Annotated in this window: 21 protein-coding genes; 5 read left to right on the forward strand and 16 right to left on the reverse strand. The window is 66.1% G+C overall.

Translation table 11 applies throughout. From position 1 onward, the window contains the following. Positions 1-146: 146 nt before the first annotated feature. On the reverse strand, positions 147-1,142 hold the full coding sequence (locus tag ACFRJ8_RS18290) for a substrate-binding domain-containing protein (protein ID WP_377987653.1): 996 nt from the start codon (positions 1,140-1,142) through the stop codon (positions 147-149). 348 nt (positions 1,143-1,490) lie between these two features. On the opposite strand from ACFRJ8_RS18290, the gene ACFRJ8_RS18295 reads away from it, so the two are divergent. Both ACFRJ8_RS18295 and iolB read left to right on the forward strand, forming a co-directional pair. Continuing rightward, positions 1,491-2,231, forward strand: coding sequence for a GntR family transcriptional regulator (locus ACFRJ8_RS18295; RefSeq protein ID WP_377987655.1), 741 nt, complete (start codon positions 1,491-1,493; stop codon positions 2,229-2,231). 150 nt (positions 2,232-2,381) lie between these two features. Next, complete coding sequence (gene iolB / locus ACFRJ8_RS18300; RefSeq protein WP_377987657.1) at positions 2,382-3,278, forward strand: 5-deoxy-glucuronate isomerase; 897 nt, start codon at positions 2,382-2,384, stop codon at positions 3,276-3,278. A 42-nt stretch (positions 3,279-3,320) separates the two neighbouring features. On the opposite strand, the gene ACFRJ8_RS18305 is transcribed toward iolB, so the two are convergent. Together ACFRJ8_RS18305 and ACFRJ8_RS18310 are read right to left on the reverse strand one after the other, a co-directional pair. Continuing rightward, complete coding sequence (locus ACFRJ8_RS18305; RefSeq protein ID WP_377987659.1) at positions 3,321-4,148, reverse strand: aldo/keto reductase; 828 nt, start codon at positions 4,146-4,148, stop codon at positions 3,321-3,323. Between the two features lie 43 nt (positions 4,149-4,191). Then, on the reverse strand, positions 4,192-5,448 hold the full coding sequence (locus ACFRJ8_RS18310; RefSeq protein WP_377987660.1) for an MFS transporter: 1,257 nt from the start codon (positions 5,446-5,448) through the stop codon (positions 4,192-4,194). Positions 5,449-5,627: 179 nt separating this feature from the next. On the opposite strand from ACFRJ8_RS18310, the gene ACFRJ8_RS18315 reads away from it, so the two are divergent. Further along, positions 5,628-6,077, forward strand: coding sequence for a MarR family winged helix-turn-helix transcriptional regulator (locus tag ACFRJ8_RS18315; RefSeq protein ID WP_091251470.1), 450 nt, complete (start codon positions 5,628-5,630; stop codon positions 6,075-6,077). Positions 6,078-6,174: 97 nt separating this feature from the next. On the opposite strand, the gene ACFRJ8_RS18320 is transcribed toward ACFRJ8_RS18315, so the two are convergent. The 9 genes from ACFRJ8_RS18320 to ACFRJ8_RS18360 all read right to left on the reverse strand — a co-directional run bounded on the left by ACFRJ8_RS18320 (position 6,175) and on the right by ACFRJ8_RS18360 (position 16,830). Beyond that, entirely contained in the window at positions 6,175-7,656 is a 1,482-nt protein-coding gene (locus ACFRJ8_RS18320; RefSeq protein WP_377987662.1) for a sugar porter family MFS transporter, read from the reverse strand. Next, positions 7,653-8,528, reverse strand: coding sequence for a sugar phosphate isomerase/epimerase family protein (locus ACFRJ8_RS18325; RefSeq protein ID WP_377987663.1), 876 nt, complete (start codon positions 8,526-8,528; stop codon positions 7,653-7,655). Before ACFRJ8_RS18325 ends, ACFRJ8_RS18320 begins: the two co-directional genes overlap by 4 nt. A gap of 103 nt (positions 8,529-8,631) precedes the next feature. Continuing rightward, a complete protein-coding gene (locus ACFRJ8_RS18330; protein WP_377987664.1) occupies positions 8,632-9,645 on the reverse strand; it encodes a Gfo/Idh/MocA family protein in 1,014 nt (337 codons plus the stop codon). A gap of 18 nt (positions 9,646-9,663) precedes the next feature. Next, positions 9,664-10,575, reverse strand: a complete 912-nt coding sequence (locus ACFRJ8_RS18335) for a sugar phosphate isomerase/epimerase family protein (RefSeq protein WP_377987666.1) — start codon at positions 10,573-10,575, stop codon at positions 9,664-9,666. Between the two features lie 120 nt (positions 10,576-10,695). After that, positions 10,696-12,228 (reverse strand): CoA-acylating methylmalonate-semialdehyde dehydrogenase, encoded by a 1,533-nt coding sequence (locus ACFRJ8_RS18340; RefSeq protein WP_377987668.1) that lies wholly within the window; start codon positions 12,226-12,228, stop codon positions 10,696-10,698. Between the two features lie 37 nt (positions 12,229-12,265). Further along, complete coding sequence (gene iolD, locus ACFRJ8_RS18345) at positions 12,266-14,194, reverse strand: 3D-(3,5/4)-trihydroxycyclohexane-1,2-dione acylhydrolase (decyclizing) (RefSeq protein ID WP_377987670.1); 1,929 nt, start codon at positions 14,192-14,194, stop codon at positions 12,266-12,268. A 39-nt stretch (positions 14,195-14,233) separates the two neighbouring features. Continuing rightward, entirely contained in the window at positions 14,234-15,214 is a 981-nt protein-coding gene (locus ACFRJ8_RS18350; RefSeq protein ID WP_377987671.1) for a deoxyribose-phosphate aldolase, read from the reverse strand. Then, the gene (gene iolC, locus ACFRJ8_RS18355; RefSeq protein ID WP_377987673.1) at positions 15,211-16,212 is read right to left on the reverse strand and encodes a 5-dehydro-2-deoxygluconokinase; all 1,002 of its coding nucleotides are present in this window, start codon (positions 16,210-16,212) and stop codon (positions 15,211-15,213) included. Before iolC ends, ACFRJ8_RS18350 begins: the two co-directional genes overlap by 4 nt. Positions 16,213-16,425: 213 nt before the next feature. Then, positions 16,426-16,830 (reverse strand): tautomerase family protein, encoded by a 405-nt coding sequence (locus tag ACFRJ8_RS18360; RefSeq protein ID WP_377987674.1) that lies wholly within the window; start codon positions 16,828-16,830, stop codon positions 16,426-16,428. Between the two features lie 220 nt (positions 16,831-17,050). Here ACFRJ8_RS18360 and ACFRJ8_RS18365 point away from each other — a divergent pair, with 220 nt between their 5' ends. Continuing rightward, positions 17,051-17,416: an ArsR/SmtB family transcription factor gene (locus ACFRJ8_RS18365; RefSeq protein WP_377987676.1), complete on the forward strand. Its 366-nt coding sequence runs from the start codon at positions 17,051-17,053 to the stop codon at positions 17,414-17,416. Beyond that, positions 17,413-17,895 (forward strand): SRPBCC family protein, encoded by a 483-nt coding sequence (locus tag ACFRJ8_RS18370; RefSeq protein ID WP_377987677.1) that lies wholly within the window; start codon positions 17,413-17,415, stop codon positions 17,893-17,895. Before ACFRJ8_RS18365 ends, ACFRJ8_RS18370 begins: the two co-directional genes overlap by 4 nt. Before the next feature lie 202 nt (positions 17,896-18,097). Here the strand turns inward: ACFRJ8_RS18370 and sucD are convergent, their stop codons facing one another. The 4 genes from sucD to ACFRJ8_RS18390 form a co-directional block, all read right to left on the reverse strand. Next, positions 18,098-19,000, reverse strand: coding sequence for a succinate--CoA ligase subunit alpha (sucD, locus tag ACFRJ8_RS18375; RefSeq protein WP_377987678.1), 903 nt, complete (start codon positions 18,998-19,000; stop codon positions 18,098-18,100). Between the two features lie 12 nt (positions 19,001-19,012). Then, positions 19,013-20,182, reverse strand: coding sequence for an ADP-forming succinate--CoA ligase subunit beta (gene sucC, locus ACFRJ8_RS18380; RefSeq protein WP_377987680.1), 1,170 nt, complete (start codon positions 20,180-20,182; stop codon positions 19,013-19,015). Between the two features lie 394 nt (positions 20,183-20,576). Then, positions 20,577-23,135 carry a DNA helicase PcrA gene (pcrA, locus tag ACFRJ8_RS18385; protein WP_377987917.1) on the reverse strand — a complete coding sequence of 853 codons (2,559 nt, stop codon included), beginning with the start codon at positions 23,133-23,135 and terminating at the stop codon, positions 20,577-20,579. 888 nt (positions 23,136-24,023) lie between these two features. Beyond that, entirely contained in the window at positions 24,024-24,881 is an 858-nt protein-coding gene (locus ACFRJ8_RS18390) for an inositol monophosphatase family protein (RefSeq protein WP_377987682.1), read from the reverse strand. Positions 24,882-24,961 lie beyond the last annotated feature (80 nt).

Genomic DNA, 24,961 nt, shown 5'->3' on the forward strand with positions numbered 1-24,961 from the left:
CTCGGGACGCCCCAAAAGCTTCTGGAACGGACTGCGCTTGGCGACGCGCTCATCGGGCGCCGCTGACTCTGTCTTGGTCTGGGTGATAGTCATGAGAATTCTCCTTGCCGCCGGGCCGGCGCGGGGCCGGCCCGGCCAGCGGGCTGTTAGCGGATACCCTGCTCGGCGAACTTCAGGACATCGGCTGCATTTGATTTGTCGACGATGCTCGGGCCGGTGAGAACCGACTGGCCGCCGCCGATGCTGAAGCCGCCGCGCTTGTGCTGCCAGATGGCATCAACGGCGCCGTAGCCCTGCAACCACGGCTGCTGATCCACGGTGAACAGAACTGCACCATCCACAATCTTCTGGGCGAGATCTGCGTTCAGGTCGAAACTGGCAACCTTGGCAGAGCTGCCGGCGTCAGCGACCGACTTGAGGAGAGTCAGTGTGATGGGTGCGCCGAGGCCGATGATGACGTCGGCGTCCTTGGAAGCCTGGAGCTTGGCAGTGGCGGTGGACTGAACAGAGGTCATGTCCTTGCCGTCGACGTAAAGGATCTCTGTTCCGGGCACCTTTGCCTTGACGCCAGCACAGCGGGCTTCAAGTCCGACGTGGCCCTGCTCCTGAATCACGCAGATCGGGTGCTTGAAGTTCTCCGCCGCGAGCCGGGTGCCGACCGCCTCACCGGCGAGCTTTTCGTTCGAGCCGAAGTGCGTGAACGCCCCCAGCTGCGCAGAGACATCCTCGCCGGCGTTGAGGCTCACAATCGGGATTCCGGCGTCGGCGGCCTTCTTCAGGGCGTCTTTGAGGGCTTCGGGCTTGGCGAGCGTGACCGCGATGCCGTCGACTTTCTGGTCGACTGCCTGCTGGATGAGTTGGGCCTGGCGCCCGGCTTCCGGATCGGACGTGTAGAGGAGCTCAACGTTGTCCTTGGCCGACGCCTCCTCGGCGCCCTTACGAACAATGTCCCAGAACGTGTCACCCGCTGCGGCGTGGGTAATTAGGGCGATCTTAATCCGGGGCGTCGAAGCAACCTGGCCGCCACCGGCTGCATTTCCTTGGTCAGCGGGCTTGCCGCCGGTGCTGGAACACGCGCTCAGGGCCAGCATGGGTACAACGGCCGCCACGAGGGTCGCTTTCCGCCACGAGAACTTGGTCACGATCAATCTCCTTTGATTCCGGGCCACGCCGGCCGCTTCATCGCGTCGGTCTGTGAGCCATCTACCACCGATCATGGTGACTCCGATCACAGTTGTCAATAGTTTGTCCTGACATTAGGATGTTTTGACGTAACGGTACGTGAAGAGACGGCCAAATTTACGGGCCAGACCTTTCTGGCAGTGCCCGCCCAGCCCTTACCCTCGTGACCCCTCGGGACGACCCTTGGCTGGCCGTGGCGGCCCTGCTACTATCAGAAAAGGCAGTATGTCCTATCAAGCGAACATAGCCTGACATACGCGGATAGGCCGGCACCTCGGCCGCCGCGGAGCACAAAGGGAGCACGCCCAGTGGCGAATCAACTTAATCTGCGGATCGACCGCTCTTCCCCGGTGCCGCTGTACCACCAGGTGGTGCAGGGCATCGAGGCCGCGATACACACGGGGCTGCTGGAGCCCGGCAGTCGGCTGGAAAATGAGATCGACCTGGCCGCCCAGCTGAACCTTTCCCGGCCCACCATGCGCAAAGCCATGGATGAGCTGGTCCGCTCCGGCCTCCTGGTCCGCAAGCGCGGCGTCGGCACCCAGGTGGTCTCCAGCCAGGTCCGACGCCCGCTGGAACTCTCCAGCCTCTACGACGACCTGACCAGCAACGGCAGCAAGCCCACCACCGAGGTGCTCAGCTTCTCGCACGAGGAGGCGGACGCCGTGACCCGGACGGCACTGCATCTTCCGGCGGGCGCCAAGGTCTACCACTTCACAAGGCTCCGGAAGGTGGGCGGCAAGCCGCTGGCCCTGATGGAGAACTGGGTGCGGGACGACATCACCGCCATCGACGAGGCAAGCCTGGGCGCGCAGGGCCTCTACGCCATCCTGCGCAACGGCGGCGTGAACTTCCGTCTGGCCTCGCAGCGGATCGGGGCCATGATCGCCAACGACTACCAGGCGCCGCTGCTCGAGACCACGCCCGGCTCCGCCTTGGTCACCATGGAGCGGACCGCCGTGGACGACACCGGGCGCAACGTGGAAACCGGACACCACGTCTACCGGGCGGATTCCTACAGCTTCGAAATGACACTAGTTCAAAGGTAAGAGCTCAGAGATAAGAGTTCAGAGATAAGGGCTCAACGGTAGGCGCCCAACGATAGGGCGTCGAGTCAGGCGCCAGCCAGTGGCGCCGCCGGCTCCAACTCCGCACACATACGCGCCTTCCTCCGGCGCGACAACGAAAGGGCAGCTTCCATGGCCAACTGGGTCTATCCGCTCGGCACCGCCGCCGACGGCAAGTGGGACATTTCCATCGGAACGTCAGATTCCGGGCTGGAGGTGGACGGCTGGGCGCACACCGGGCTGAAGGTCGCCACGCTGGCGACCGGGGGCGCCGTCGGACTGGACGCCGCGGCTGAGGAACGCATCGTGGTTCCGCTGGGCGGCTCCTTCGTGGCTACCGTGGACGGGCAGGACTATCCCCTGGCCGGCCGGGACAGCGTCTTCAGCGGCCCCAGCGATGTGCTTTACACCGGCGCCGGCAAGGCAGTAACCATAACTTCGGTCGACGGCGGACGGGTGGCGGTGGCCACTGCGCCGGCCAAAGCCTCCTACCCGACCCGCCTCATCACCGCCGCCGAGACGCCGGTGGAACTGCGCGGAGCGGGCAACTGCTCCCGCCAGGTCCACAACTTCGGCACCCCCGCCGCGCTGGAGGCGGACCGCTTCATCGTCTGCGAGGTCCTCACCCCGGCCGGAAACTGGTCCTCCTATCCCCCGCACAAGCACGACGAGGAGAAGGACGGCGAGACCAACCTTGAGGAGATCTACTACTTCGAAACCCGCGTGACGCCCGGAGCGCCGCAGCGCCCGGGTGCCGACGACGCCATCGGCTACCAGCGCGTCTACGCCTCCGACGACCGGCCCATCGACGTTGCGGCCGAGGTCCGGACCGGCGACGTCGTCCTGGTGCCCTACGGCTGGCACGGGCCCGCCATGGCCGCCCCAGGCTACGACCTGTATTACCTCAACGTCATGGCAGGCCCGGGCCCGGTGCGGGAGTGGCTCATCAGCGATGACCCTCACCACGGCTGGATCCGCCAGACCTGGGAGGGCCAGGACCTGGACCCGCGGCTGCCGTTCGGCCGCTAGGCCGGCCGCCGCAGGTCTGCTCGGCCCAGCAGGTCCGGACAGTTAGCCGTTAAACGTGGCCGGGTCGGGTCCGGTGCGCCCGTTCCGCTCAAGGGAATTCACGGCTGCCAGTTCGGCCTCGGCCAGGTCAAAGTCGAACACCGCCAGGTTCTCCCGAATCCTGGCCGGCGTCACTGACTTCGGGATGACGATCCTTCCCTGCTGCAGGTGCCAGCGCAGAATGACCTGCGCCGGGGTTCTGCCGTGCCGGGTGGCGATCTCCGTGATGGCCGGATCCGCCAGCAGGGCACCCTGGGCCAGCGGGCTCCAGGCCTCCGTCGCAATGCCCTGCGCCGCGTTAAACACCGCCACGTCGTGCTGCTGAAGTGCCGGGTGCAGCTCCACCTGGTTGACCGCCGGCACCGTTCCGCCCAGGTCGATGAGCCGCTGCAGGTGCCCCGGCTCGAAATTCGAGACGCCGATGGCCCTGACCCTGCCGTCGGCAAGGAGTTTCTCGAGTGCCAGCCAGGAGTCGGCGTACCGGTCCGACGCCGGCGCGGGCCAGTGGATCAGGTAAAGATCCAGGTAGTCGAGACCCAGCTTGGCCAGGCTCGCGTCGAAGGCAGCAAGCGTCGGCTCGTAGCCGAGGTCGTCGATCCAGAGCTTGGACGTGATGAACAGGTCCTCCCTGGCGATCCCGGATTCGGCGAGCGCACGGCCAGTTCCGGTCTCGTTCCCGTAGATGGCAGCCGTGTCGATGCTCCGGTAGCCGGCGGCGAGCGCCGCTGCTACCGCCTCGGTGGTCTCGGCGTCGGGAATTTGAAAGACGCCGAAGCCCAGCTGGGGCATCCGCACCCCGCTGTTGAGGACGATATTCGGGATTGAGTTCATGGTGTCTCCTGTTGTTGTGGCGGGGCGGTCAGCGGGCAGGCGGTCAGCGTGCAATGGCTGCGGCCTCGGTGGCGGGAAGGTCTGTGCTGGTGTCCGGCGCCGCAACAACGGCGGGACCGGCGGATCCGCCGGTTCCCGGCAGGTCGGCGTCGTGCTTCTTGGCAGCGGCTGCCGCGAACGCCATCACCGCCAAGCCCAGCAGGGTGATTCCGGCACCGGCCCAGATGGGCGAGGTGTAGCCGAGGCCGGCCGTGATGGTAACGCCGCCCATCCAGGCGCCCAAGGCATTGCCGACGTTGAAGGCGCCGATGTTCGCGCCGGAGGCCAGTGTGGGAGCGCTGCTGGCGTACTTCATGACGCGCATCTGCAGCCCCGGAACTGTGGCGAAGCCGAAGCCGCCGAGCAGCACCATGGAGGCGATGGTTACCGGCTGGTTGCCGGCGGTCAGGGCGAACACCACGAGCACCACCACCAGGATGGCGAGCACTACCAGCAGGGTGCGGTCCACATTCTTATCGGCCGCCTTGCCGCCCACGGTGTTGCCGATGAAGAGCCCGACGCCGAAGAGGATCAGCAGCCACGGGACCGTGGTGGCGGAGAAGCCAGTGACCTCGGTGAGGGTGAAGGCGATGTAGGTGAAGGCGCCGAACATGCCGCCGTAGCCGAGGATGGTGACGAGGATGGAGAGCCAGACCTGACCGGACCGGAAGGCACGGAGCTCGCCTCGCAGGCCGCCAGGGGCAGTTTCGCCGGAGCCGGTCTTGGGCACCAGGGCGAGAATGCCGGCCAGGGCAAGGACTCCAATGACCGTGATCGCCCAGAACGTAGAGCGCCAGCCCGCAGCCTGTCCCAGCATGGTGCCGAACGGAACACCGAGCACATTCGCCGCCGTCAGGCCGGTGAACATGATCGCAATCGCGCCGGCCTTCTTGGTGGGCGCCACCATGCTGGCGGCCACCACCGCACCGATGCCAAAGAAAGCGCCGTGCGCCAGCGCGGCAATGATGCGGCCGGCCATCATCATCGAATAATCGGGGGCGAGCGCCGAGACGAGGTTGCCGGCGATGAAGAGCACCATCAGCACGGCCAGCACGGGCTTGCGCTCGAAGCGGGTCACGGCCGCCGTGAGGCCCAGCGCCCCGACCACGACGGCGAGCGCGTAGCCGGAGATGAGCCAGCCCGCGGTGGCCTCGGTGACGTGGAAGTCTGCGGCCACTTGCGGCAGCAGGCCCATGATGACGAACTCGGTGAGTCCGATGCCGAACCCGCCGAGGGCGAGGGCTATCAGGCCAACAGGCATGGGGGTGCTCCTTACAAAGCTGTACGGAAAGAGGTATGGCGCGTAAGCTAGTAGTTGCAGACGCGTTATTTATCGAACTAGAAAATATTGTTGCACAAGCAGATACAGCGCGCAAGCAACTATTATTTGATGTGTCCGGGCGCACCCCGCCGGGCACGCGAGCTGAAGGGAAACACCTGATGGGCATCAAGGACGACGCCGTCGAGGTCCGGGCGCAAGGCTGGCGGACCCTGGCGGCCCTGCACGGGCTGATCGAGGCCGAGCTGGAGCGGTCCCTGCAGGCCGAGGCGCAGCTCTCCGTGGTGGAGTACACCGTGCTGGACGCGCTGAGCCGGCAGGACGGCTGGCACATGCGGATGCAGCAGCTGGCCCGCGCCACCGCGTTGAGCGCGAGCGCCACCACGCGCCTGGTCAACCGGCTCGAAGACCGCGGGCTCCTGACCCGGATCCTATGCGCGGATGACCGCCGCGGCATCTACACCGAGCTCACCCCCAGCGGCATCACGCTGCTCGAGCAGAGCCGGCCGGTCCACGACGCCACGCTGGAGCGGGCGCTGGCCGAGGCCCAGGAGGTGCCGGAACTGGCGCCGCTGGTGGACGCCCTCCCCCGCTTGCACGCCGCGGTCTAGCGCCACTCAACGGCCTCGCGCGAGACGCAAGAAGCACGCAGAAAGCCCCGCCGGAACGAATCCCGGGCGGGGCTTTCTGCGCTTACTGTGTGCGGGGCTATGCGGTGACGGGTTGTTTGGCCGCCGCTTGTTTGAAGAAGTGTTCCAGGTCCTCCAGGCTCTTGCCCTTGGTCTCCGGAACCACGCGCTTCACCCAGACGATGGCTGCCAGCTGGAGCCCGACGAAGATGAAGAACGTCGCCGAGACGCCGATCCAGGACACCATCTGCGGGAAGAAGAACCCGATCAGGAAGTTGATCATCCACAGCACGAAGACACAGATGCCCATGGCAATGCCGCGGACGTGCAGCGGGAAGATCTCGGCCATGGTCAGCCACGTCACGGTGCCAATGCAGGACTGCATCGAGGCCAGGAACGTCACCATGAACAGCAGCACCAGGTAGCCGCGGAGCGTGCCTTCCGGGATGAGCATGGAGATGATGCCGATGGCCAGCAGGGATCCGGCCGTGCCGGTCAGGCCGGCGATCAGCATGGACTTCCGCGGCAGGCGCGACATGAGGGACATCCCGACGACGACGGCGACCACCGAGGTCACGCCGTTGACGACGTTGGCGATCAGGGCGCCCTGGTCACCGAAGCCGGAGCTGGAGAGGATGGAGGTGCCGTAGTACATGATGGCGTTGACGCCGCTGATCTGGTTGATCACGGCCATGCCCAGTCCGACGACAAAGATCCGCCGAATCCAGGGCACCGTGAGGTCACGGAACGTGCCGAGCTTGGACTGGTAGTCTTCCCGGGCGGCCTGCCGGACCTCGTCGAATTCGGTGGAGACGTCCTCCGCGGCGCGCGTCCGGCGCAGCACCTCCAGGACTTCCCCGAAGCGACCAGCCGACGCCAGCCAGCGCGGACTTTCCGGCAGCATCAGCATGCCAAGCCACAGCACCACAGCCGGCAGCGTGGCAATGACCAGCATCCACCGCCACACGTGCGAGGCGTCCGGGAAGGCGTTGCCCAGCACGGCGTTGAACGTGAAGGCCAGGAACTGTCCGGTGACAATCATGAGCTCGTTCTGCGTTACGATTCGTCCGCGCTGGGCCGACGGGGACATTTCCGCCAGGTAGACCGGAACGATCACCGACGCGCCGCCGACGGCAAGGCCGAGGAGGGTGCGGGAGGCGACGAGCAGTTCGGTGCTGGGCGAGAGAGAGCAGGCGATGGTGGCCACCGCAAAGATGATCGCGAGCCCCATGATGGTCCTGCGCCGGCCGAAGCGGTCCGAGAGCCGGCCGGCCGAGATGGCGCCGAAGGCTGCGCCGAAGAGCAGGGTGGAGGTCACCAGCCCCTCGGTCAGCGGGGTGAGGCCGAGGTCCCGCTGCATGAACGGCAGGGCGCCGTTGATGACGCCGGTGTCGTAGCCGAAGAGGAGGCCGCCGAATGTGGAGAAGAGCGCCACGCGCCGCATGAACCCTTTGGGATTCGCGGCGCCGCCGCTTGTCCGCGCCGTGGGCGCCAGGCCCGCGGAAGCGGGGGCGGCCGCGGGCGGGACCGAGTCTATGAGCGTTTTGTCAGGCCCCGTCATAGGCTCGCCTTGGCGACGCGCTGCTTCATGGTCTCCAGCTGGTACCGGGAGACATCAGCGGCGTTGTCGTCCTCGGCGAAGACGCTGGACACCATCACTGTGTCGTCGCGGTCCAGGAAGCCGATCTCCTGCAGGCCGCCGAAGAACTCGTCCCAGTTGACGTCGCCGTCGCCGATCTTCAGGTGCTGGTGCACCCGGACGGGGTTCCCGGGCGGGTTGGTGATGTAGCGCAGCCCGTGGGAGGCGTGGTGGTCCATGGTGTCGGCGACGTGGACCAGGCGCAGTTTGTCCCCGGCCGCCCGCATGATCTCCAGCGGTGCGTTCTTCATGTGGAAGCTGTGCGAGGCCACGTAGACCAGGCCCACATTCTTCGAGTTCAGCCCGCGGATCACCCGGATCGCGGCCAGGCCCTCCTCGACGAAGTCGTCCGGGTGCGGGTCGATCAGCAGGTCGATTCCCTCCCGCTCGATGATGGGGAGCAGTTCCTCCATGGAGCGGTAGAAGGCCCGCTCGGATTCCTCGGCCTTCTCCGGCCGGCCGCTGAACTCGGTGTTCATCGTGCTCACGCCGAGGTCCACAGTGAGCTGGATGGCACGCTTCCAGTAGCGGACGGCGGCCTCCCGTGCGTCCTCATCCGGCCCCGACCAGCGCAGCACGGGCAGCACCGAGGCGACTTCGATTTCCGCGTCCTTGCAGGCCGCCTTCAGCTGGCCCACCAGCTCGTCGTCGGCCTTCGGATGGTTGTAGAACGGGATGAAATCGGCGTGCGGCGTCAGCTGCATGTACTTGTAGCCGAGGTCGGCCACCACACGCGGGAACTCCAGGAGTCCGTGGCTGTGGTGGAACGGGGTGGGGTCAAGGGCGATTTTCACGTTGAACACTCCATTGTGGATCTGGCGGGCGTGCAGCCGGCCAGCGCTTCGTTCTTTGCAGTAGTCGTTCTTTGCGGTAGAAGCTGGCCGGCCGGCAGGGTTGCTAGCGGTACAGGGCGGGCTTGGCGTTGAGCTTCACGGCGACCTTTTCGCCGTTCTTCTGCGCCTCGACGCCGGCCTCGCAGCAGGCGGCCGTGGCGTAGCCGTCCCAGGCGGTGGGGCCGCCGATCTCATCGCGCAAGGCGGCGTCCACCCAGGACTGGATTTCGACGTCGTACGCTGCACCAAAGCGCTCCTCGAAGCCGGGGGTGACCTCGCCGCCCCAGCGGCCGTTGCTGCGGGTGTACGGACCTTTGTCCCCGCCGATGCTGACGATGCCGTCCTCGAAGGAGGCCTGGGTGGCCACCTCGTAGCCGAACTTCGCGTTGACGTAGATTTCGACGTCGGCCAGGACGCCGGATTCGGTTTCGATCAGTACGTGCTGCGGGTCGTGTTGCCCGGCCGGCGCGTTCCGCGTGGCCTTGCCGAGGCGGACCTGGACGGATTTGATTTCCTCGCCGGTGAAGTAGCGGATGGCGTCGAATTCGTGCACCACAGAGTCGTTGATCAGCATCTCGTTGGTGAAGCCCGCCGGGGTGGTGGGGTTCCGGTGCTGGTGGTGCAGCATGAGCAGCTCGCCGAGTTCGGCGTCGCGGATGATTTTGCCCAGGGCGGCGTATTCGGCGTCGAAGCGGCGCATGAAGCCGACCTGGATGCGCTTGTGGCCCAGCTTCTGCTCTGCCTCGACGATCTTCCAGGAGGACTCGGCATCCGGGGTGAGCGGCTTCTCGCACAGGATCGGGATGTCCTTGGCGATCGCCTTGAGCAGGATGTCCTCGTGCAGGAAGCCCGGGGTGGCGATCAGCACGGCGTTGACGTCGCCGTTGTTGAGGGCTTCCTCGGCGTCTGCAAGGGCGACGGCGCCCGGGATGCCTTCGATGGCGGCTTGCGCCCGGGCGAGGTCGACGTCGACGACGGCGGCGACTTCCGCGCCGTGGATGCGGGTGCTGAGCCGCTGGATGTGGTCTGCGCCCATACGGCCGGCGCCGATGACGGCCACGCGGAGGATCTTTGTCATGGTGGTTTCCTTCGGGTTCTAGTTGACGGCCGTGCGGGAGCCGCAGGAGAGCAGGTAGTTCCGGGTGCGCTTGGCGATCGGCATCGGGACGTCGAAGGCCACGGGGTACATGTCCTGTTCCACAATGCCAAAGATCGGCCGGTTCAGCGCCTCAACAGCTTCGATGACGGCGCGCAGGTCCGGCAGGCCGTTCGGCGGTTCGGTCATGACGCCGGCCAGGTTGGCGGCGGCCCAGGTCATGTTTTCCGCGTTGACCTTTTTGAGGATGTCCGGGTTGATCTGCTTCAGGTGCAGGTAGCCGATCCGGTCCGGGTAGTTCTTGATCAGGTCGAGACTGGAGGCTCCGCAGTATTCGGCGTGGCCGGTGTCCAGGCAGAGGTTGAGGTACTTGGCATCCGTGGCGGCGAGCAGGGTTTCAATGTCCCTCTGCGCACCGACGTGGGAATCGGCGTGCGAGTGGAACTGCTGCTTCAGGCCGAAGTCCTCCAGGAGCGTCTTGCCCAGCCGGTTGTGGCCGGCGAAGAGGTCGCTCCAGGCCTTTTCGCTGAGTGTGCCGCTTTCCACGGCTTCCCCGGTGACGTCATCGCGCCACATCGCCGGGATGACCACCATGTGTTCCCCGCCCATCGCGGCGGTGAGTTCGGCGACCTTGCGGGCCGGTTCCCAGGCAGTGTCCCACTGGTCCAGGCCGCGGTGGAAGGCGGTGAACACGGTGCCGGCCGAGATCTTGAGGTCGCGCTGTTTGAGCTCTTCGGCGAGGCGGGCGGGGTCGGTGGGGAGGTAGCCGTAGGGGCCCAGTTCGATCCATTTGTAGCCGGATTCGGCGACCTCGTCGAGGAACCGCTCCCACGGGGTCTGCTGGGGGTCATCCGGGAACCAGACACCCCAGGAGTCCGGCGCGGTGCCGATGATCAGCTTGTTCTCAGTCATGTCGATTCCTTCTCATCGATTGCTCCACAGGTGCCGTTTTGGACGCTCAAAACGGCGGTTACGGAGCAGTCGATGGTGGTAGTTGCGTGGGGACTTGCGAGGCCAGGGTGGCGGTGGAGATTAGTTGGACGGGAAGTTATAGGAGGCGCCCGAGGCGTGGGTGGGTTCGGGCCAGCGGGAGGTGACCACCTTGCCGCGGGTGTAGAAGGAGACACCTTCCGGGCCGTAGATGTGCTTGTCGCCGAACAGCGAGGCCTTCCAGCCGCCGAAGGAGTGGTAGGCCACCGGGACGGGCAGCGGGACGTTGATGCCGATCATGCCCACGGTGACGGAGCGCTGGAATTTCCGGGCTGCGGCTCCGGAGGAGGTGAAGATCGCGGTGCCGTTGCCGTAGGGGTTGGAGTTGATCAGGGCGATGCCGGCGTCGAGGTCCTCCACCCGGACCACCACCAGGACGGGTCCGAAGATTTCCTCGGTGTAGGCGGTCATTTCGGTCTTGACATGGTCCAGGACGGTGGGGCCGACCCAGAAGCCGTCCTCGTGGCCGGGGACCACGAGGTCGCGGCCGTCGACCACCATGGCGGCGCCGGCGGTTTCGGCTTCGGTGACGATCTTCACGATCCGTTCCTTGGACGCCGGGGTGATGACGGGTCCCATGTCGGCGCCCGGCTCCGTGCCGTTCTTGACCTTGACGGCCAGGGCGCGCTCTTCGACCTTCTTGACCAGCAAGTCCGCGGCCTCACCGACGGCAACGGCAACCGAGATGGCCATGCAGCGCTCCCCGGCGGACCCGAAGGCCGCGGCGGCGAGGTGGTCTGCGGCGTTGTCGAGATCGGCGTCGGGCAGGATGATCGCGTGGTTCTTCGCCCCGCCCAGGGCCTGGACGCGCTTGCCGTGCGCGGTGGCGGTTTCGTGCACGTACTTCGCGATCGGGGTGGAGCCGACGAAGGAGATGCCGTCCACGTCCGGGTGGGTCAGCAGGCCGTCGACCGTTTCCTTGTCGCCGTGCAGGACCTGGAAGACGCCGTCGGGCAGGCCTGCGTCCTTCCACAGCTTGGCGAGCAACATGGACGCGGAGGGGTCGCGCTCGGAGGGCTTGAGGATGAAGGCGTTGCCGGTGGCAATCGCCATCGGCGCCATCCACAGCGGCACCATGACCGGGAAGTTGAACGGGGTGATGCCGGCGACGACGCCGAGCGGCTCGCGGAAGGAGAAGACATCGATCCCGGTGGAGACCTGGTCCGAGTAGTCGCCCTTGAGCAGCTGCGGGATGCCGCAGGCGAACTCGATGACCTCCAGGCCGCGGCCGATCTCGCCCTTGGCGTCGGAGAGGACCTTGCCGTGCTCGGCGGTGATGAGTTCGGCGAGTTCGTCCACGTGCGAGGCCACGAGTTCGCGGAACTTGAACAGCACGGCGGTGCGCTTGGCCAGGGAGATGTCGCCCCAGGAGTCGGCGGCGGCGCGGGCCGCGGCGACCGTGGCATCCAGGTCGGCCCGGTTGGCCAGCCGCAGCTCCGCAGAGACGGCGCCGGTGGCCGGGTTGTAGACGGGCTGGGTGCGGGTGCCCACGCCGGCGGATTCCGCGCCGTTGATGAAGTGCTGGATGGTTTTGGTGCTCTGGGTCTGCGTAGTTTGGTCAGTGGTGGTGGTCATGAGACTCTTCCTTGAGTGATTGAAGCTTGAAGGGGGATCAGCCGAGCAGCTTGCGCTGGCGGGCCTTGTGGTCGGTGTAGGTCTGGAAGGCCTGTTTCGTCGAGTCGAGCTCGGAGACCTGGGAGACCGGAACGTCCCACCACGACTCGGAGCTGGGAGCATCCAGCAGCGGGTCGGATTCCACATGGATGACGATCGGGCCGCCGCGCTCGGGGGCGGCTTTGGCGTCGCGGATGGCCTGCTCCAGTTCGGCGATGACTTTCTCCCCCGGTTCGATCCGGATCACCTTCACGCCGAGGCTTTCGGCGTTCAGGGCCAGATCCACCGGGAGCCGGTCGCCGTCGTCGAAGCTGTGGTGCTCCTCGTCCAGGGCCCGGTACTGGGTGCCGAAGCGCTGGGAGCCGAGGGACTCGGAGAGCGAGCCGATCGAGGCGTAGCCGTGGTTCTGGATCAGGACCACGATCAGCTTGATCCGCTCGGCGACGGCGGTGACGAGTTCGGTGTGCATCATCAGGTAGGAGCCGTCCCCCACCATGACCACGACGTCGCGCTGCGCGCCGCCCTTCGCGGCTTCGGCGAGGGCCGCGCGTTTGACGCCGAGGCCGCCCGGGATTTCGTATCCCATGCAGGAGTAGGCGTATTCGACGTGGTAGCCGAACGGGTCCCGGACGCGCCACATCTTGTGCAGGTCCCCGGGGAGCGAGCCGGCGGCACAGATGACGACGTCCTGCGGGTCCATGGCCCGGTTCGTGGCGCCGATGATCTCGTTCTGGGCCGGCAGCGGCGTGAAGCGCGTGTCGAAGGCCTCGTCCACCGTGGCGTCCCAGCGTTTCTTCTCGTTCGCGATCTGCTGCTCGAGGTCCGCGCCAACGCGGTAGCCGCCGAGGGCCTGGTTCAGCTTGACCAGGGTCTTGCGGGCGTCCGCCACGATCGGCAGGGAGGTCCCGTGCTTGTACGCGTCGATCGCGGCGACGTTGATGTTGATGAACTTCACGTCCGGGTTCTGGAACGCCGTCCGGGACGCGGTGGTGAAGTCCTCGTAGCGCGTGCCGATGCCGATGATCAGGTCCGCAACGGCTGCGATGGCGTTCGCCGCCGTCGTGCCGGTGGAGCCGATGGCGCCGAGGGAGAACTTGTGGTCCCAGGGCAGGACGCCGACGCCGGCCTGGGTGTTGCCCACCGGGATGCCGGTCAGCTCGGCGAACTTCGCGAGTTCCTCGTTGGCGTAGGCGTAGAGCACGCCGCCGCCGGCGATGATCAGCGGGCGTTTGGCGGCGCGGATCGCTTCGGCGGCGCGGCGGATGTCCTCGTCGTCGGCGTCGGGGCGGCGGACCCGCCATTCGCGCTCGGCAAGGAACTCCTCGGGCACGTCGAAGGCCTCGGCCTGGACGTCCTGCGGCAGCGAAATTGTGACCGCACCGGTCTCCGCGGGATCGGTGAGGACGCGGAGGCCGTGGTGGAACGCGGAGAACAGTTGCTCGGGCCGGGAGACGCGGTCGAAGAACTTCGACAGCGGCCGGAAGGCGTCGTTGACGGTGATGTCGTAGGCGTAGGGCTGTTCGAGCTGCTGCAGCACGGGGTCGGCGGCGCGGGTGGCGAACGTGTCACTCGGCAGCAGCAGGACCGGCAGCCGGTTGGTGGTTGCCAGCGCCGCGCCCGTGAGCAGGTTCGAGGAACCCGGGCCGATCGAGGTGCTGATCGCGAACGTCTGGCGGCGCCGGGTGTGCCGGGCAAAGCCGACCGCCTGATGGGACTGGGCCTGCTCGTTGCGGCCCTGGTAGTACGGCATGATGGCAGGATCGAGCTGCTGGTACTGCTTGAGCGCCTGGCCGACGCCGGCAACGTTGCCGTGGCCAAAGATGCCGAACGTGCCCGGAATCAGGCGTTCCCGGAAGTCCTGGCCGCCGACCGAATCGACGGTGTACTGCTTGGACAGGTATTCGACCACGGCCTGGGCGACCGTCATTCTGCGTGTTCCTGATGCAGTGCTGATTCCCATGGGAAGTTACTCCGATACTTCTTCGGTGCGGGCGGACTCGGTGCGGCTGGGTTTGGTGCGCGTTGATTCAGTGTGGTGCAGCAGCGAGGCAGCGGTGGCCACGGCCCCGGCGACGTCGCCGTCCTGCGGGTAGAGCAAGGTCCGGCCGACGGTGAGGCCTTGGACGCCGGGCAAGGCGAGGGCTGCCTGCCAGCTGGAGAACACGTCGTCCTGGCTGCCCTCCGGGTCTCCGCCAAGGAGCACGGTGGGCATGGTGGTGGACGCCATGACGCGTTCCATCTCGGCCACCACAGGGAGCTTCATCCAGGTATAGGCGCTGGTCGCACCGAGGCCCTCGGCGATGGCGACAGATTTTATGACTGCGTTGGTAGAGAGGTCGTTGCGGACCTTGCCGTTTTCGCGGACGGAGAGGAACGGTTCCACCATGGCGATCAGCTTGCGTTCGGCGAGGGAGTCGATGGCCCTCGCGGTTGCTTCCAGGGTGGCCACCGTGTCTGGGTCACCGAGGCAGATGCGGGTGAGCATCTTGCCGCCGTCGGCGCCCAGGGCCTTGAGCGCGGCCGCGGTGTGGCCGGTAAAGCGGTCATCGAATTCGTTCACCAGGCCGGCGAGCCCGCCGCGGTTCATCGAGCCGAAGAGCAGCTTGCCCTCGAGCGCGCCGAGCAGGAGCAGATCGTCCATGATGTCCGGCGAGGCCAGAACACCATCCACGTCCGGGTTGGCCAGGGCGATCTGTAGGCGGTCCAGGAGCTGGCGCCGGTCGGCCATGGCCACGGGATCGCTGCCAACCGCGAGTGCTCCGCGGGCGGGGTGGTCGGCGGCGACGATGAAGTTCTGCCTGTGGGCCCTGACGCCAGGGTGGCGGCGCCGGGCCTTGGCGGCGCGGGCGATCGCTTCCGGGTCTTCGAGCCGGATGATGCTCAGGTGCTCGTAACGGCGGGGATCATCGTCCACCACGAGGGAGGGGGAGGCGGTGTGGACACTCACAGTGTTGCTCCTTCGGTGGCGTAGGTACCCGGCACCAGGCGGCCGCGCTCGGCGAGCAGACCCGTGACTTCTTCGGGCGTCGGCATCGCGTCGGCGCAGGACAGGCGGGAAGCGACAAGGGCGCCGGCGGCGTTGGCGAAGTCGAGGACCTGGGCCAGCGGCCAGCCGGAGAGGAGCCCGTGGCAGAAGGCCCCGCCGAAGGAGTCACCGGCGCCGAGGCCGTTAACGGTTTCCACCGGCACCGGGGCTGAGACCACACGCTCGGTGCGGGTCTTGGCCATGACCCCTTCCGGGCCCAGCTTCACGACGGCGATTTCGACGCCGGCGGCTAGCAGCCGGTCCGCCTGTTCGTCCGGAGTGCCCTCGCCGACGGCGACGGCGCATTCCTTGTCGTTGCCGATCGCCACGGTGACGTGCGGCAGGATTTTGGCGACCTGCTCCCGGGCTTCTTCTTCGGAGGCCCAGAACATCGGCCGGTAATCGAGGTCCAGGATGGTGAACTGGCCGGGCTTCAGTTTGGTGCGTGGCCGCGCCTCGTGGGCCGTGAGGTGGGCGGTACGGCTGGGCTCCTGGCAGAGGCCGGTGACGGTGGACCAGAAGATTCCGGCGTCTTTAATGGCGTCCAGGTCCAGCTCCTCGGCCTTGATCTGCAGGTCCGGTGCCGTGGGGAAGCGTCCGTAGAAGTAGAGCGGGAAGTCTTCCGGCGGCTTGATTGCGCAGAACGTGACCGCGGTGGGCCATTCCTTGACCGCCGTGACGAAGGAGTCGTTCACGTTGAACTTGTGCAGTTCGCGGTGCAGGTATTTGCCGAAGGCGTCCTCGCCCGTGCGGGTGATGATGGCGGTGCGGCGGCCGTGGCGGGCAGCGGCGACCGCTACGTTGGATGGGGATCCGCCAAGGTACTTTCCGAAGGACGTGACATCCTCCAGATCCACCCCGATGTCGTTCGGGTAGATATCAACACTGATTCGCCCGATCGTGAGCAGTTCGTGGGTCACGGTGATCGTGGACCTTTCTGGTGTGAACTCGGTACCTTTGCGCAGCCTGAGCTTCGGTGCTGAGGCGCCGGCGTGAGCCGGGCCACAACCACTACTTTGCCTTAGAATCCATGTACTGTCAAAGGTTTGTACTGACATATTTACAACATGACACGAAGAGCCCAATTGGCCTGCCTCGAGGGTGCTACGACGGCGCAAGAAGCGCCGTCGCAGCTACTTGCCGGGGACCCCTAGTTCGCCGGTCACATACTGCGCCTGCCCAAAGCCAAACGACCAGTCCCCCGCGGTGTTCTCGACATATCCGATGAAAACGTCCTCGCCGGCGACCCCCGCAGCGGCCAGCCGTTCTGCAATGGCGGCAAACAGCGACTGCTTGGTGGGCTGGCTACGCCCGGCCTGAGTGAAGATCTGGATCATCACCACATCCGGCGTCCGCTCAAAGCCGAGCCCAGCATCCTGGGCGACAATCTGCCCGGCAGGATGTTCCGTCAGCACGTGGAAGTAGTCCCGCTCCGGAATGCCAAACTCGGCCACGATCGCGGCATGGATTCCCTCACTGAGGCCGCGGAGCTGCTCCGCGCTGCGGCCCTGGTTGACGTCAATTCGTACGAGAGGCATTCGTATCTCCTTCGGTAGTTTGTCCTGACATACTAACAAATCTTCGGAAGCGATCGCAAGGTTCCATCCACGGGGTCTTGCGCGGTCCATGGCTCCGGCGTAGCGTTAACAACCTGGAAGTTGATCAACGGAATGGTTGATTACGAACCGGGGTTGATTACCACCCGGTTGGCAGGAATCCTGCTGGCGGAGACGACGGGACGAGGAGGTGGGACACCGAGTGGAAACACGCGACGATGCCGAGCTCGACGCGGCCTTCCTGGCCCTCGCCGATCCGGTCCGCCGCCGCATCATTGCCCGGCTCAGCCGGGGCCCGGCCACCGTCAATGAACTGGCGGAGCCCTTCGCGATCACCAAGCAGGCGGTCTCGAAACACATCCAGGTCCTCGAGCAGGCGCAGCTTGTCACGCGCACCCGTGACGCCCAGCGCCGGCCCGTGCACCTGAACCCCGCACGGCTGGAAGCGCTCACCGCTTGGATCGACCAGTACCGGCTGGTCCGCGAGGGGCAATTCCGCAACCTAGACGCCGTGCTCCAATCAAGCGCCGCAGCCAGCGGCACGCAGGCAAAGGACAAATCATCATGACCAACGCCCTGAAAGTTAGTGTTCCGGAGGGACTGCCCTTCATCGATTTCGAGCGGGAGTTCGATTTTCCCGTCGCCGACGTCTTCCGGGCCCACAAGGAGCCCGAGCTCGTCGCCCAGTGGCTCGGCCCGCGGCGGCTGAAGATGGAGATCGACCACTACGATTTCCGCACCGGCGGCAGCTACCGGTACACGCACCTCGACCCGGACGGCACCGCCTACGGCTTCAATGGCGTCTTCCACACAGTCCGCGACAACGACTTCGCCATCCAGACCTTTGAGTTCGACGGATATCCGGACGTCGTCAGCATCGAGTTCCTGACCTTCGAGGATCTTGGCGGCGGCCGCACGCGGCTGAAGGCCCACTCGGTATACCCCAGCCTTGAGGCACGCGACGGCATGGCACAGTCCGGCATGGAGGGCGGCATGACCGAGGGCTACGAGCGGCTGGATGAGCTGCTCAGCGGCGCGAAGGTCTAGGACCACACGGGACCAGACCCAAAAGTACGACGGCGGCGGGCCACCTTCGCTGGGAAGGTGGCCTGCCGCCGTCGTCCTTAACGAAACCCGCTTTAACGAAGCAACGCGGGGTCACTCCGCATCCGTCCCACCGAGTGGAATGGAGGCAAGTGACCCCGCGCTGCTGTACTGCTGTGGTGTGTATTTCTGTGGTGCCGGCGGCCTAGAGGGTCGCGAAGACCTCGCGCAGGAGCTTGGCGGTCTCGGACGGCGTCTTGCCGACCTTGACACCGGCAGCCTCGAGGGCTTCCTTCTTGGCCTGGGCGGTGCCCGCGGAACCCGAGACGATGGCGCCTGCGTGGCCCATGGTCTTGCCTTCCGGGGCGGTGAAGCCGGCCACGTAGCCAACAACCGGCTTCGTGACGTGTGCCTTGATGTAATCGGCGGCACGCTCTTCGGCGTCGCCACCGATTTCGCCGATCATGACGATCGCCTTGGTCTCCGGGTCAGCCTCGAAAGCTTCGAGAGCATCGATGTGGGTGGTGCCGATGACCGGGTCGCCGCCGATGCCGATGGCGGTGGAGAAGCCGAGGTCCCGCAGTTCGTACATCATCTGGTAGGTCAGGGTGCCCGACTTGGAGACGAGGCCGATGGGGCCCTTGCCGGTGATGTTCGCCGGGGTGATGCCGACGAGGGCCTCACCCGGAGTGATGATGCCGGGGCAGTTCGGTCCGATGATCCGGGTGACCTGCTTGCCGTTGGCGTCGACCTTGGACTGGGCCAGTGCCCAGAACTCGGCAGAGTCCTGGACCGGCACGCCTTCGGTGATGACCACGACGAGGCCGATGCCGGCCTCGATGGCTTCAACGACGGCGTCCTTGGTGAATGCCGGCGGCACGAAGACGATGGAAACGTCAGCGCCGGTTTCCGCCATGGCTTCCTTGACGGTGCCGAAAACGGTGATTTCGGTCTCGCCGTGCAGGACCGTGGTGCCGGCCTTACGGGCGTTGACGCCGCCAACAACGTTGGTGCCGGCCTTGAGCATCAGGGCGGTGTGCTTGGTGCCTTCGCCGCCGGTGATGCCCTGGACGATGACCTTGGAGTCCTTGTTCAGATAAATAGACATAGTCGAGTCCCTCTACTTCGCTGCGTTGGCGAGCTCGGCAGCCTTGTCGGCGCCCTCGTCCATGGTGGCGGCCAGAGTAACCAGCGGGTGGTTGGCCTCGGCCAGGATGCGGCGGCCTTCCTCAACGTTGTTGCCGTCGAGGCGGACTACCAGCGGCTTGTTCGCGGACTGGCCCAGCTCGGCCAGTGCACCGACGATGCCCTTGGCGACGGCGTCACAGGCGGTGATGCCGCCGAAGACGTTGACGAAGACGGACTTGACCTGCGGGTCGCCCAGGATGACGTCGAGGCCTGCTGCCATGACCTCGGCGGATGCTCCACCGCCGATGTCCAGGAAGTTGGCGGGCTTGACGTTGCCGTGGTTCTCGCCGGCGTAAGCGACGACGTCGAGGGTGGACATGACCAGTCCGGCACCGTTACCGATGATGCCGACTTCGCCGTCCAGCTTGACGTAGTTGAGGTCCTGCGCCTTGGCCTTGGCCTCGAGGGGGTCAGCAGCGTCCTTGTCTTCAAGGTGAGCGTGCTTGGGGTGACGGAAGTCGGCGTTCTCGTCGAGGGAGACCTTGCCGTCGAGGGCAACGATGTCGCCCGCGCCGGTCAGGACCAGCGGGTTGACCTCCACCAGGGTGGCGTCTTCCTTCTTGAAAACGTCCCAGAGCTTCAGGATTACGCCGGCGACCTTGCCGCGCAGTTCCTCGGCGAAGCCTGCAGCGGCGACGATTTCGTCGGCCTTGGCCTGGTCGATGCCTACGGCCGGGTCGATCGCGATCTTGGCCAGGGCCTCGGGGCGCTCAACGGCGAGCTGCTCGATTTCCATGCCGCCTTCAACCGAGCACATGGCCAGGTAGTTGCGGTTGGCCCGATCCAGAAGAACGGAGAAGTAGTATTCCTCGGCGATGTCTGCGCCCTGGGCGATCATCACACGGTGAACGGTGTGGCCCTTGATGTCCATCCCGAGGATGTTGGTGGAGTGTTCAAACGCTTCGTCAGCGCTCTTCGCGACCTTGACGCCGCCAGCCTTGCCGCGACCTCCGGCCTTGACCTGCGCCTTTACGACAGTTACGCCGCCGATTTTCTCGGCAGCTGCCTTTGCTTCTTCAGGGGTGTGCGCCACGATGCCAGCAAGCACGGGTACACCGTGCGCCTCGAACATATCGCGCGCCTGATATTCAAACAGGTCCACGGTTTAGTGTCCTTCTACGTCGAAGTAGTTTCTGTACAGCCGGACCCCACGTACTCGCGGTTACCGGGCTGCGGAATAAACGCACCCTGCGACAAGCTTGGAAACGAGCCACACGGCGCAATGCTCCTCTGGGAACTCTAGTCCTTCGATCGGACCAGCCCGTTCCAGAGTACCGGTTATGTGAGTAAGGACACTATTCTATGGAGCGTAGAAAAACCGCTAGATTACGGGGATTTTGGGGTGTCCGACGGCGTCCTGGAGGCCTGCGCGGCCGTGGCAGATGCGCAGTCGTAACGTTCGGGGCGGCAGCGTGGCGTGCCGGCGCGGACCGGTCACCCGGGTCCGCTCCCGGCTCCCCTATGCGGCCTCCGCTACGTCGCAGCTATGCGGCCAGCTACGCGTCCAGCTTGGTCAGCGGCGCGTAGCGCAGCAGCAGGCGCTTCTCGCCGACGTCGAACTTCACCTTGGCGACCGTCTTGTCCCCGGCGCCCTCCACCGCCAGGACGGTGCCGTTGCCGAAGGCCGTGTGGTTGACCTTGTCCCCAACGCTGACGGCGACGACTTCCTTCTGCGGCTGGACCCTGTTCTTGGCCACCGCGGCGGGTACATCGGCGTTGAAGCCCGCGGACGGGCCGGCACCGGCGCCGCGGGCGGTCCCGGCACCCCAGAACGATCCGCCATACCGGCTGGAGCCGATCCCGGCACCGCTCCCCCAGCCCCCACTCTGGCGGCTGGCGCCTTCGCGCTTCCATTCGACGAGCTCGGCCGGGATTTCCTCGATGAATTGGCTCGCGGGGTTGTACTGGCTCTGGCCCCACATGCTGCGCACCTCGGAGCGGGTCAGGTACAGCCGCTTCCGGGCCCGGGTCAGGCCCACGTAGGCCAGCCGGCGTTCCTCGGCCAGTTCCTTGGGATCGGCGGCGGAGCGCTGGTGCGGGAACAGCCCGTGCTCCATGCCGGTGAGGAACACGACCGGGAATTCCAGGCCCTTGGCGGTGTGCAGGGTCATCAGGGTGACCACGCCGAGCCGCTTGGCTTCGGCGACGGCGGCCGCCAGGTCTTCGGCGTCACCGCCGGGTGCGTCAGGGATCTGGTCGGCGTCGGCCACGAGGGAGACCTGCTCCAGGAAGGCCCCGAGCGAGCCTTCGGGGTTATCTCGTTCGTATTCCCGGACGACGGCAACCAGCTCGGCGAGGTTCTCCACCCGCGATTCGTCCTGCGGGTCGGTGCTGGAACGCAGCCCGGCGAGGTAGCCGGTCTGTTCCAGCACCGCTTCCAGCGCCGCGGCAGCGCCGGAGCCGGAGGCAACCTCGGCGAGGTCATCGAGGAGTTTCACGAAGCCCAGCACGGCGTTGACCGAACGCGTCGCCATGCCGGGGGCCTCGTCGGCGCGCCGCGCGGCGGCCATGAAGGAGATCCGGTCCCGCTGCGCGAGGGAGGCCACGGCGCCTTCCGCGCGGTCGCCGATGCCGCGCTTGGGTTCGTTGAGGATGCGGCGGAGGTTGACGTCGTCGTCCGGGTTGACCAGAACCCGGAGGTAGGCGAGGGCGTCCTTGATCTCCTTGCGCTCGTAGAAGCGGGTGCCGCCGACCACCTTGTAGGGCAGACCCACCCGGACCAGGACGTCCTCGATCGAGCGGGACTGGGCGTTGGTGCGGTAGAAAATGGCGACGTCGCCGGGGCGCAGGTTGCCCTCGTCCTGGAGCCGGTCGATCTCCTTCGCGATGAACTGGGCCTCGTCGTGTTCGTTCTCGCCGACGTAGCCGACGATCTTTTCGCCGTCGCCCTCGGCCGTCCAGAGCCGCTTCTCCGGCCGGTTGGGGTTGCGGGAGATCACCGAGTTGGCGGCGCTGAGGATGGTCTGGGTGGAGCGGTAGTTCTGTTCGAGCTTGATGGTGCGGGCGTCCGGGTAGTCCTTCTCGAACTCCACGATGTTGCGGATGTCCGCGCCGCGGAAGGCGTAGATGGACTGGTCTGAATCGCCGACGACGGTGAGCTCGGCGGCGTCGGGGCCCTCGCCGACAATCTCGCGCACCAGGGCGTACTGGGCGTGGTTGGTGTCCTGGTATTCGTCCACGAGGACGTGCCGGAAGCGGCGCCGGTAGGAGTCGGCGAGCGCAGGGAAGGCCCGGAACATGTAGACGGTCTCGGCGATCAGGTCATCGAAGTCCATCGCGTTGGCCTGGCGCAGCCGCTGGGTGTAGCCCTTGAAGACCTCGGCGACGGCCTGCTCGAAAGGATCGTTGTAGTTGGCGCTGGAGGAGTAGCTGTCGGCGTCGATCAGCTCGTTCTTGAGCGCGGAAATCTTGTGCTGGATGGCCTTGGGCGCGAAACGCTTGGGGTCGAGGTCCAGGTTCTTGGCCACCAGGGTGATCAGGCGCAGCGAGTCCGCGGAGTCGTAGATCGAGAAGTTGGAGTTCAGCCCGACATTCTTGGCCTCGCGCCGCAGGATCCGGACGCACGAGGAGTGGAAGGTGGAGATCCACATGGTCTTGGCCCGGCCGCCGACCAGTGCCTCGATCCGTTCCCGCATTTCGGCCGCGGCCTTGTTGGTGAAGGTGATGGCCAGGATCTCGCCGTGGTGCGCCCGACGCGTGGCGATAAGGTAGGCGATCCGGTTGCTGAGCACCCGGGTCTTGCCCGAGCCCGCGCCGGCCACAATCAGCAGGGCACTGCCGGCGTGCTTGACCGCTTCTTCCTGCTGGGGGTTCAGCCCTTCCAGGAGTTCGCCGGCGCTCGGGAGCCGCGGACGGTCCCCCTCGTGGCCGCCCGCGTGGCTGCCCTGGTGGCTGCCCTCGTGGCGATGGCTGTCCGGCCCGTTGCCGGCGCTGTTTGGGCCCCAGCCGGGAGCCGAGCCCACCGCGGCCGCGCCTGCTCCGAGGGACGATTTTGTGGCTGCGGCCGTTCTGGAGGCAGCTTGGAAGGGTCCGTCGGCGTAAGGGTCAAACAACATATCCATGGTGTTAACAAGTCTAGGCGGTGCCACTGACGGCCGCGTCCGCCCCTGTGGACATGCCCTCCCCTGCCCGCGCCCAGTGGACATAATCCCCTAATGCCCAGCCCTGGCAGCAAAGAATGAGCATGCCCAGCGGAGACTTGGCTGGGGAATGAGATGTCTCCCGGAGACTTCCTTGGAGAATGAGCATGTCCCGCGGGCAGTGTTCGGCGGAACGAGCATGCCCTCCCTTACCTGGGCCCAGTGGACATAATTCCCTTATGCCCAGCCCTGGCCTCGAAGAATGAGCATGCCCAGCGGAGACGTCCCTGAGGAATGAACATGTCCCGCGGACACACCCCGAAGAAACGAACGTGCCCCACCTTGCCGAACCCAGTGGACAAAATCCCCGTATCCCCAGCCCCGGCAGCAAAGAATGAGCATGCCCAGCGGAGACGTCCCTGGGGAATGAACATGTCCCCGGAGACTGTACGGCGGAACGAGCATGCCCTCCCTTGCCCGAACCAAGTGGACATAATTCCCTAATGCCCGGCCCTGACAGCAAAGAATGAGCATGTCCCACGGAGACTTGGCTGGGGAATGAGCATGTCCTGCGGGCAGTGTTTGGCGGGACGAGCATGCCCTCGCTTGCCCGAACCCAGTGGACATAATCCGCTTATGCACGGCCCTGACAGCAAAGAATGAGCATGTCCCAAGGAGATGGCAGCGAAGAATGAGCATGTCCCACCGAGACGTCCCTGGGGAATGAGCATGCCCTCCATTGCCTGAACCCAGTGGACATAATCCCCTTATGCCCGGCCCTGACAGCAAGGAATGAGCGTGTTCCAAGGAGATGGCAGCAAAGAATGAGCACGCCCCCTCCCGCCACGTCCAGCGGCGAGAAATCTAGCCGACGGCGCCGGAACTGAGCGCGGCGCGCAACTGCCGCACCGCCGTCGCGCCTCCCGCGATGAACCAGTTGAGTCCGTTGACGCGCACGACGTCGGTGGCGCCGCCGGCAGCCTCCACGATCGCCTTGCCGGGCAGCCAGTCCCATTCAGGGCAACTGTGCTGGAACCAGCAGCCGAGTTCACCATCCGCCACCCGGCCGAGGTCGCAGGAGCCGGACCCGAACATTCGAAGCGAGGCCGCCGACGTCGCTGCTGCGTGCCACGGCATGGCGCACATTGGATCGGCAAGCCAGGTCGGGTGGATGTATGTTGCCGCGCCGAGTTCAGACAGCGGCGTGTCAGAGCGCCCCGTGCCTGCGGATGCGCCGGGGAGGAACGAGACCAGTTTTTCGCCATTGAGCGTTGCCGCCCGCGACGTCCCGCCGAGCCAGAGTTTGTCCTCCTCCGGCTGGAAGATGGCGCCGAGCCCTGCACCGGAGGAATCCTTCAGGGCAATGGCCGAACACCAGTACGTGGATCCATGCAGGAAGTTGAACGTCCCGTCGACGGGATCAATGACCCAGGTCCGGCCGCTGCTGCCCGCCACGGAGGCGCCCTCTTCGCCCAGAACGGAGTCACCGGGCCGGCAGCGCCGCAGTTGTTCGAGCACGTAGGACTCGGCGGCGTGGTCGGCGGCCGTGACCACGTCCGAGACCGAGGTCTTCTGCTTGCCTTCAAGCCCCGCCTGCCGCATCAACAGCGCGAGCGTGCCGGCCTCACGGACCAGGGCCTCAGCCAGTTGGTAGTCGTCCAGCGACGGGTCGAGATCTGCGGTGCTATGCCGGCCAAGCCGGTGTTTTCCTAGTTCGGTCACGCGTCTCAGACTATCGGCGCCCGCTGGCACTGAACAGCCGGTGCACGCTGGCAGTGCCCGGCGGCCGTGTGGGAGGTTGT

Origin of the sequence: Arthrobacter sp. NPDC056886 (assembly GCF_042788715.1) — a bacterium.
Lineage (GTDB): Bacteria > Actinomycetota > Actinomycetes > Actinomycetales > Micrococcaceae > Arthrobacter.